Origin of the sequence: Pseudovibrio sp. POLY-S9 (assembly GCF_001431305.1) — a bacterium.
In the GTDB taxonomy this organism is placed as follows: domain Bacteria; phylum Pseudomonadota; class Alphaproteobacteria; order Rhizobiales; family Stappiaceae; genus Pseudovibrio.
Window position 1 is genome coordinate 1 of the sequence record NZ_LCWX01000138.1, and the last position, 8,079, is coordinate 8,079.

General features: G+C 52.4%; 8 protein-coding genes. 2 read left to right on the forward strand and 6 right to left on the reverse strand.

Going from position 1 to position 8,079, the window contains the following annotated elements:
* Positions 1-243: hypothetical protein (locus PPL9_RS33250; protein ID WP_208989327.1), on the forward strand; the 243-nt coding region annotated here is incomplete at its 5' end.
* Between the two features lie 748 nt (positions 244-991).
* A complete protein-coding gene (locus PPL9_RS11820) occupies positions 992-1,978 on the forward strand; it encodes a hypothetical protein (protein ID WP_057462885.1) in 987 nt (328 codons plus the stop codon).
* Between the two features lie 100 nt (positions 1,979-2,078).
* Here the strand turns inward: PPL9_RS11820 and PPL9_RS11825 are convergent, their stop codons facing one another.
* The 6 genes from PPL9_RS11825 to smc form a co-directional block, all read right to left on the reverse strand.
* Complete coding sequence (locus PPL9_RS11825; RefSeq protein ID WP_057462886.1) at positions 2,079-2,564, reverse strand: ATP F0F1 synthase subunit B; 486 nt, start codon at positions 2,562-2,564, stop codon at positions 2,079-2,081.
* Between the two features lie 11 nt (positions 2,565-2,575).
* Positions 2,576-3,127, reverse strand: coding sequence for a F0F1 ATP synthase subunit B (locus PPL9_RS11830; protein WP_057462887.1), 552 nt, complete (start codon positions 3,125-3,127; stop codon positions 2,576-2,578).
* A gap of 100 nt (positions 3,128-3,227) precedes the next feature.
* Positions 3,228-3,455, reverse strand: coding sequence for a F0F1 ATP synthase subunit C (locus PPL9_RS11835; RefSeq protein WP_008549639.1), 228 nt, complete (start codon positions 3,453-3,455; stop codon positions 3,228-3,230).
* Positions 3,456-3,528: 73 nt separating this feature from the next.
* On the reverse strand, positions 3,529-4,296 hold the full coding sequence (locus tag PPL9_RS11840; protein ID WP_057462888.1) for a F0F1 ATP synthase subunit A: 768 nt from the start codon (positions 4,294-4,296) through the stop codon (positions 3,529-3,531).
* A gap of 52 nt (positions 4,297-4,348) precedes the next feature.
* Positions 4,349-4,723, reverse strand: a complete 375-nt coding sequence (locus tag PPL9_RS11845) for an AtpZ/AtpI family protein (RefSeq protein WP_152986676.1) — start codon at positions 4,721-4,723, stop codon at positions 4,349-4,351.
* Positions 4,724-4,919: 196 nt separating this feature from the next.
* A partial coding sequence (smc, locus tag PPL9_RS11850; RefSeq protein ID WP_082596792.1) for a chromosome segregation protein SMC occupies positions 4,920-8,079 on the reverse strand: 3,160 nt, incomplete at its 5' end.

Consider the following 8,079-nt stretch of genomic DNA (forward strand, 5'->3'; position numbering starts at 1 on the left):
GTGGTGCTGGCATGCTGTGATCCTCCCGAACAGAGTGAATCACAAATCGAAGTTTTGGGGAATCTCATAGATTCAAACTTTGATCGAAACGCTTTAGTAGAACATCCTCTTAGTCAGCAGCTAAACGGCCAAACAAGTGAACACCGCACCGCTGTTTGCCAAGGACTATCTTCCCTCGCTGAGTGTCTTCCTATGAGAAGCCTGCTTTTTCGAGAACTCTATTTGATGCCGGGTTTCCCGTAACCGTCCAGGCTTCAAGCCGATAAAGGCTCATCTGGTGATGGCTATGTTCGGTTACAGCAATGAGTGCCTTAGTCATAAAACCTTTGTTCCAATGCTGGGAGCCGAGCTCATAGCCAATTTCTGCAATGGGTGCTCGTTTATCTATTGAATTTAAGCGTATGCAGCCAAGAACCTCATCATTCTAGTGATCCCGCATAATCCAGCAAAATCCTTTGCCTTGTTCACCAATGCGTTCCATTCAAGCGACAAAACCCTTTGCTCGCTTTTCAGTTTTAGTTCTAGGAAAGTCTGAGTACTCTGAGGTTTCCGGCGCCATAAAAATCGGCAGGTATGCTTCTAGATCTTTATACTGAACTGGAGATAAATCCAGACGAGAAGTGATCAGTTTTTGTGTCATGCTCCCCATACTTAAACGATATTATAATGCTGACATTGCCTCTGATCGTCAAAGAATGAACCAGCGACAGGTAACCTCAACACGATCGTAAATCTGGAAGAAAGACACCATCTTCTTTATAGGGCTGATGCTCAAACCATTCATGACCTACATCTCCCGAAAGTTGTAGCCCTTTGCAAATCTTCCTTCTTTAAACGCTTACTCCCCGACTTTTCCAACGCTCTCGCATTATAACGCAGAGTTGAATGCCCTAGCGGCACCTACTCGCCTTTGAGTGCATTTTGGCACAACCCAGAGGCGTAACAGCTCACATCATGGCGGCATTGCAACTCTAAATTCAGGAGCATTGAAATGCCAGCTATCACAGGTGCCGTGCGGAACGAGACCCTCCCAGTTCAACCACAGACGGTTCAGAACACTGCCAAGCCTGCTGATCTGCAAGACACGTATAAGGAGCGTCATCTTGGAGATCTTGGTATCAACGTAAAATACAATCCCGCTATTCCAGAGCGACAAGTGGATTCCAGTCTTGCTGCAGTTTCTGTTCATCGCATGGTGAATGACAAACTCGGAATGACGACAAACGCGCTTCACAACGTCGTGGAGGGCGGCAAAGATGCAGTGCTGTCTGCTAAAGCCCCGTTCCTAACCAGCGCTTCACCAGCTCAGGAAACAGCTGGTACACACAAGTCAGTTGCTGCCTCCCCTGCTGATATCGCGAATTTGCCTGATGGGTCTTATCTGCAAACGCAAGGCAGATGGCTGGATGCTTCAACCGTACAGGTTCCTGCACCCGGAAACGTGTTTGGCGCAAGCGGACTGTTTGCCTCCGCTGAGACAAGCCTCGACATTCCTCTTGTGACGCCAATCAGTCCTAACCGGGATGACATAGCAGCGGCCTTCGGGGTCAAAATCTTCGATGAAGGACAGACAGTCCCGCTGAAGTTTGATGGCAATCTGAATGCTGTTGAGTATGAGTTTGGCAAGGCCTATCCGCAGTACCGGCTGGATGTGGCGAATGGTTTTTTTATTGAGACGCACGACTTCCCGCATGTGTTCATGCCAGCTTCTGAACAGAGTGAGATTGTGATCACTGTAGGGACGCAGCTTGAAGAAGATCAGTTTGCTCTCACCAACTTCCTTGTTCCACATGGCAGCGGTATTCTGGTGCCCGGGAACACCATACACGCTGATGCGTTCAGCTCAGGCAGCATCATTGCATTGTTGACGCACTGCACAGAGGCGGATGTTGTTTTGATGCACCAGCCGGATGACAGCCCATTGCCAATTAAAATCGACACCTCAGAACGGTTGGGACTTGCTGAATGGCATGTCTAGTTTGTTATCAGGACGCTGAAGCCAAGTAATGTTTAGACAAAGAAAAAGGCTCCCGAAATTCGGGAGCCTTCTTTGATATTCTTGTCAGAAATTCTGAGGATCAATTCAGGTTTTCAGAAACCTGTTTGATGCTCTGCTTGAGCACTTTATCCTGAATTTCTTCTTTGGCAGTGCTGGAAGCGACGATGGTTTCAGCTGCCTGAACTGCAACATCTGCAGCACGGGAGCGAACCTGTGCAATCGCATTTGCTTCAGCCTGAGCGATTTTCGCTTCGGCTGCTTTGGTGCGACGTGCAATCATCTCTTCGAGAGCTGCCTTGGCTTCTTCAGCCAGACGATCAGCTTCAACTTTTGCGTCAGCAACGATCTGATCTGCTTCCGCTTCAGCCTCTTTACGCTTGCGCTGGTACTCGGCCATCAGAGCCTGAGCTTCTTCACGCAGCTTACGGGCGCCTTCAAGCTCTTGCTTGATGTTGTCCGCTTGCTGGTCAAGCATTGCACCAACCTTGCCAGGTACTTTCAGGTACCACAGCAGGGCAAAGAAGAGGATGAGACCAACGAGTGCCCAAAGGCTTGCATCGAACATTCTGTCACCCCTTACTTAAGTGCAGCATCAACGGCTTTGGCAACTTCAGCTTTCGCTGGAGCACGGCCACCGATAAGTGCCTTCACAAGCTCGCCTGCAGTCTCTGCAGCGATTTCGCCAACATGAGACAGGCTTTCAGCTGTGATCTTGGAAATGCTCTGTTCAGATTCGGAAAGCTTAGCTGCCAGCTGCTCTTCAGCCGCTGCGCGGGCGCTTTCTGTCTCTGCTTTCACCTTAGAGCGTGCATCATGAGCCATGGTAGTGGCTTTTTTGCGCGCTTCGGCTAGAGCACTTTCGTAGGATGCAATGGCTTCATCTGTCTCTTGTTTGAGACGGGATGCTTCTGCCATATCTCCTGCGATGCGATCGCGACGATCTTCAAGGATACCGCCGATACGTGGAAGGACCACTTTCGACATTACCCAGTAGAAAACGCCGAAGGAAAGAACCAACCACAACAGCTGAGACGGGTAAGTCGTGCTGTCGAACGGAGGAAAGCTACCGCCCTCCTCTACAATGCCAACTTCGGCAGTTGTATTCAGGTTGCCTTGAGTATTCGACATCAACTTCTCCGTGAACGCTCTTCGTAACGCTTTATGATTTTAGAGACGGTCCCTACCATGAGGAACCGTCATCATAAAACGCTCTAATCGTTGTCGTCGATTATACTGCGAACAGCAGCAGAAGTGCGACGAGAAGGGAGAAGATGCCGAGAGCTTCGGTCACAGCAAAGCCGAGGATGAGGCGGCCAAACTGTCCATCTGCAGCAGATGGGTTGCGCAGTGCGCCGGCAAGGAAGTTGCCGAAGATGTTACCAAGACCGAGAGCTGCACCACCCATACCAAGGCATGCGATACCGGCACCGATGTATTTTGCTGCTTCTGCTTCCATGACAAGTGCTCCTAAACTAGCAAATTCGTCTATGACTTTGTTTTGGGTTTGAAACCCGGATTCTACACGTTACTTAGTGGCTCGGATGGAGCGCATCTGCAAGATACATGCACGTAAGAACGGTAAAGACGTAGGCCTGAAGGAATGCCACGAGGAACTCAAGAGCCGTGATGGCAACTGTGAGTATCAGAGGCAGGATCGCAGATGCGATGCCAACTGCACCGAAGCCGGTGAGCATGACAACAAAACCTGCGAAAACCTTCAGAGTGATGTGACCAGCAAGCATGTTTGCGAACAAACGAACGGACAAGCTAACTGGACGTGAAAGGAAAGAGATAACTTCAATCGTGGACACCAGAGGAATAACCCCAACTGGAACGCCACTTGGGACGAACAGCTTAAGGAAGCCTGCACCGTGCTTGAAGAAACCGTAGATCGTTACAGTGCCAATCACGAGAATTGCGAGTGCAAATGTCACAATGATCTGACTTGTAACGGTGAAGAAGTATGGGAACATCCCGAGCATGTTTGCAACGAATACGAACATGAACAGGGAGAAGACGAGCGGGAAGAACCGCATTCCGTCATTGCCTGCTGATCCTCGCAATGTGGCAGCAACAAACTCGTAGGACATTTCCGCCATGAGTTGAGCGCGGCTTGGGACCAGACCACGTCTGTTGGTAGACAGAACGAGGAACAAGGTCGCTACAGCGACGGTGACAACCATGAACAAGGAAGCGTTGGTAAAGGAGAAATCAACACCGCCAATCTCCACAGGAAAGATCTTGGAGATATGAAACTGGTGGATCGGATCGATCGCGTTGCCTGAATTTCCAGCCACAGGTAGTACCCCTGAAGTGCCAATTTACGAGCGCAAGAGCGCGATGAATTAGTTAGTCCTGCTTCTTGCTGGAATTCATCCGTCTTTCAGGACCGGCGACTTTGCCCGCCTCCCGAAGGACGTTTAATATTCCCGCAACAAAGCCAAGCATAAGGAGAATTATCATCCCCCACGGCTTGGTCCCGATCCAGCTATCCGCCATCCAGCCGAGTGCCCCCCCGACAAAGATAGCGGCAATAAACTCGGAAGACATCTTCCAAGCCTGTGACAAGCCTGACATCGCGCTGGTCTTGTTCGGTTCCTCTTTAGCAGAGGCTTCGTCCAAGCGTGTATCCAACGTTTTGCCGAGCTTTTCTAGCCGCTCAGACAGGTGACGATCAGTTTCTTTCATGTCTTTTTCACTCTGCTTATTCTCATCGGGAGACATGTTCATTCTTCCTAGATACCGGCAGATAGTTCAAAGACATGGATGCCCCTGAAAGTCGGGGGCACCATAATGCTCGTGATCTGCACTGTCAAGGTTAGAGCTACTTAAGCTAAATAACTGATATCTAAAGAGTTTCCGGAGTTTCTAACAGAGAATACGTATAAAGGATACTTTCAAGGCCGTATTGTACCCTATTTTAGGCCGGTTCGGTGAATCGTTCAGCCGTCTCAAGATCTACCGAAACGAGCTGTGAGACCCCTCTTTCAGCCATGGTTACACCGAACAATCTGGACATGCGCGCCATGGTAATCGGGTTGTGCGTGATGACGGTGAAACGCGTTGCCGTGTTCTGCGCCATATCCTCCAGCAAAGCACAATAACGCTCAACATTGGCATCGTCCAACGGAGCGTCAACCTCGTCCAGAACACAGATTGGGGCAGGATTTGTAAGGAAAACTGCGAATATGAGCGCCATGGCGGTGAGGGCCTGCTCTCCCCCTGAAAGCAGTGTCATGGTCTGGGGCTTCTTGCCCGGAGGGCGTGCAATGATCTCCAAACCAGCATCGAGCGGGTCTTCCGCATCCACCAGTTTCAGCTCTGCCGTTCCGCCGCCGAACAAGTGTGTGAATAAACGCTTGAAGTGGTCGTTGACCTGATCAAAAGAGCTCAAGAGACGCTCTCGCGCTTCCTTGTTCAGGTTCATGATTCCTGTGCGCAACTTCCTGATGGCCTCAATCAGGTCGTCTCTTTCGGTGATCAGCGTGTCTCGCTGCTCCGTAATTTCCTGCATTTCCTCATCGGCACGCAGATTTACGCCTCCCAGACGTTCCCGCTCAGCCTTCAAACGGTCAAGCTTGCGTTCGGCGCCTTCGGCATCCGGCAAAGGCGCATCTGGTGACAGTCCGGCCATCTCATGCAGACGAGAGACATTGACTTCAAGCACCTCATCCACGCGGCGCTCAATTTCCAGGCGGCGCTCTTTGGCTGCTTCAAGGCGCTCTTCGGCACGGACCTTGCGCTCGCGAGCACCAGATAAGCCTTCCATGGCTTCACGGGCCTTCTGGTCGGCGATCAGCTGGCGCTTTTCACCTTCCGCGAGTTTGTCATCAGCTGCCTTGCGTGCACTCTCTGCAGATGTGAGGCCATTCATCAGGTCCTGACGTTTGAGCTCGATCTCCTCCGGGCTCTCCAACAGGATGAGACGCTCTTCTGCGGCATCATCACGACGCTGGCGCAGGACGGAGATTTGCTTGTCTGCGTTTTGCGCGCGCTGAACCCAGTTCTGTCTGTCGCGTTCAATGGTTTCAAGGCGCCGCGCACGCAGCTCCCCCTCCCGCTTCAGCGCATCGGTGGCCCCTTTGGCCTCCGCCAGTTTGCTACGACAGGCGGAAACATCTTTGGACGCGCTTTCCAGCTCAGCTGTTACGCCTGCAATATCCGGCAGCTCTTCCAGAGCGCTCTCGGCTTCTTCGAGCGAGGCTGCAGTCTCTTCATAATCTTCATTTGCGCGGCGGAGCTGTTCTTCAAGCGTTGTTTTACGCACCGACAATTCTGTTAAGGCACGCTCAGCAGTCGCGAGTTCTTCCCGCAAGGCGACAATGCGAGATTGCTCCAAACGCAGTTTTTGACGCATGTCCTGTTCAGCAACTTCGGCCTGACGCCTGTGCTCGGTCGCGGTCTCCAGCGCTTCTTTCTTTTCTTCCACCAGATCCCTCGTCTGTTCGACAAGGTCTTCCAGTTCCGCCAAGCGGTTTCGTTGTGCAAGGCGTTGTGCAGCTGGTGTTGGTGCATCTGCTGCGATGATCAAGCCATCCCAGCGCCACAGATCCCCTTGCTTGCTGACCAGTCGCTGGCCAACATTCAGCTCTTTGCGCAAAGCTGAGCCGTGTTCAGCCTCAATCAGCCCAACCTGAGCAAGACGGCGTGCCAGCTCATTGGGCGCCTGCACATATTCGGAAAGTGGTGTCGCACCTGCTGGAAGGGCAGGATCACTGCCTGCCCCCGCATTCAGGCTCCAATGGACCGGCGCATCTTCTTCCATTGCAGCATCAAGGTCTTCGCCCAAGGCGGCACCCAGCGCTGTTTCCAAACCCAGGTTCACGCTCATGCGGTCTACAGCGGGTGTCCAGTCTCCGCTTTGGCCAGCAGAAAGGACGGCCTGCAGTGTCTTGGCTTCGGTCTCATATCTGGAAAGAGCTGAATGCGCTTCATTCAATGGAGTACGACAGTTGTTTTCCGTTTCGCGTGCCGTTGCCAGAGTTTCTTCTGCTTCAACTGCGGTTTCTTCTGCTTCAGCCAGCTCTTCCAGAGCCATTTCCAGCTCTTCGCGCTTATCGCTTGGGCCACTGGCCGCTTTAATATCTGCCTCAACAGCTTCAAGTTGGCCTTTGAAGCGGTCTGCTTCTTCTTTAAAGCGGGCGCTCTTCTGGCGAATGCCTGAGATCTGATTGTCGAGCTGGGTGTGCTTGGCGAGAAGGCTGGCGTGATCCTGTGTGATCCGCGAGTGTTTCATCTCGCTGGCATCGAGATTGTCTTCCGCGATCAACACCAGTTCTTCGGCTTCAGCAGCCCGCTCGTCCAAAGTCTCGGCAGCTTCGAGGAGTTCTTGTTTTTCCTCTTCCAGCTCGTCCAGATGACTGGTGTTTTCGCTGGCAAGCTGTGCTTCACGCTCGATGTCCTGCTCCATCTGAGCAAGACGCGCCTGAAGGTCCATCAGCTTTTCCCTGATCCGGCGGTCTTCTGACTCAAGATCATTTTTCGCGATAATCAGATGCTGGAGCGCAGCAGCAGCACCGCCTGCAGCTTCTCTGAGCTTTGGAATTTCATGGGCAGCGAGTGCCTGCTCTTTCGCCGTGGACGCCTGCAGACCCGCGATATCCCGCATTCCGATCTCAGCATCCGCATATTGCTTGCGGGCAGCGTCCAGCGCGGCTGTTGCTTCCTGCCAGCGCAGATACAGGATCGTCGCTTCGGCCTTGCGAATTTCTGAAGAGAGGTTGCGGTAGCGGGTGGCTTGTCTTGCTTGCCGTTTCAGGCCGTCGAGTTGCCCTTCAATTTGAACAACCACATCTTCCAGACGTTCCAGATTGGTTTCAGCAGCCCGCAGACGGATTTCTGCTTCTTTCCGGCGGCTGTGCAGGCCGGAGATGCCTGCGGCTTCTTCCAGAATTTTTCTGCGCGATGTTGGTTTGGACGAAATCAGCTCGCCGATTTGCCCCTGTCGCACCATTGCCGGCGAGCGTGCACCAGTGGAGGCGTCGGCAAACAGCAGCTGTACGTCTCTTGCACGAGCGTCTTTGCCGTTGATCTTATAGACAGAGCCAGCTTCGCGCTCGATACGGCGGGTGACTTCCAGC

Coding starts and splice junctions, on each gene's coding strand:
- PPL9_RS11825 (WP_057462886.1), bottom strand. CDS start 2,564: ATGTTCGATGCAAGCCTTTGGGCACTCGTTGGTCTCATCCTCTTCTTT.
- PPL9_RS11835 (WP_008549639.1), bottom strand. CDS start 3,455: ATGGAAGCAGAAGCAGCAAAATACATCGGTGCCGGTATCGCATGCCTT.
- PPL9_RS11820 (WP_057462885.1), top strand. CDS start 992: ATGCCAGCTATCACAGGTGCCGTGCGGAACGAGACCCTCCCAGTTCAA.
- PPL9_RS11830 (WP_057462887.1), bottom strand. CDS start 3,127: ATGTCGAATACTCAAGGCAACCTGAATACAACTGCCGAAGTTGGCATT.
- PPL9_RS11845 (WP_152986676.1), bottom strand. CDS start 4,723: ATGTCTCCCGATGAGAATAAGCAGAGTGAAAAAGACATGAAAGAAACT.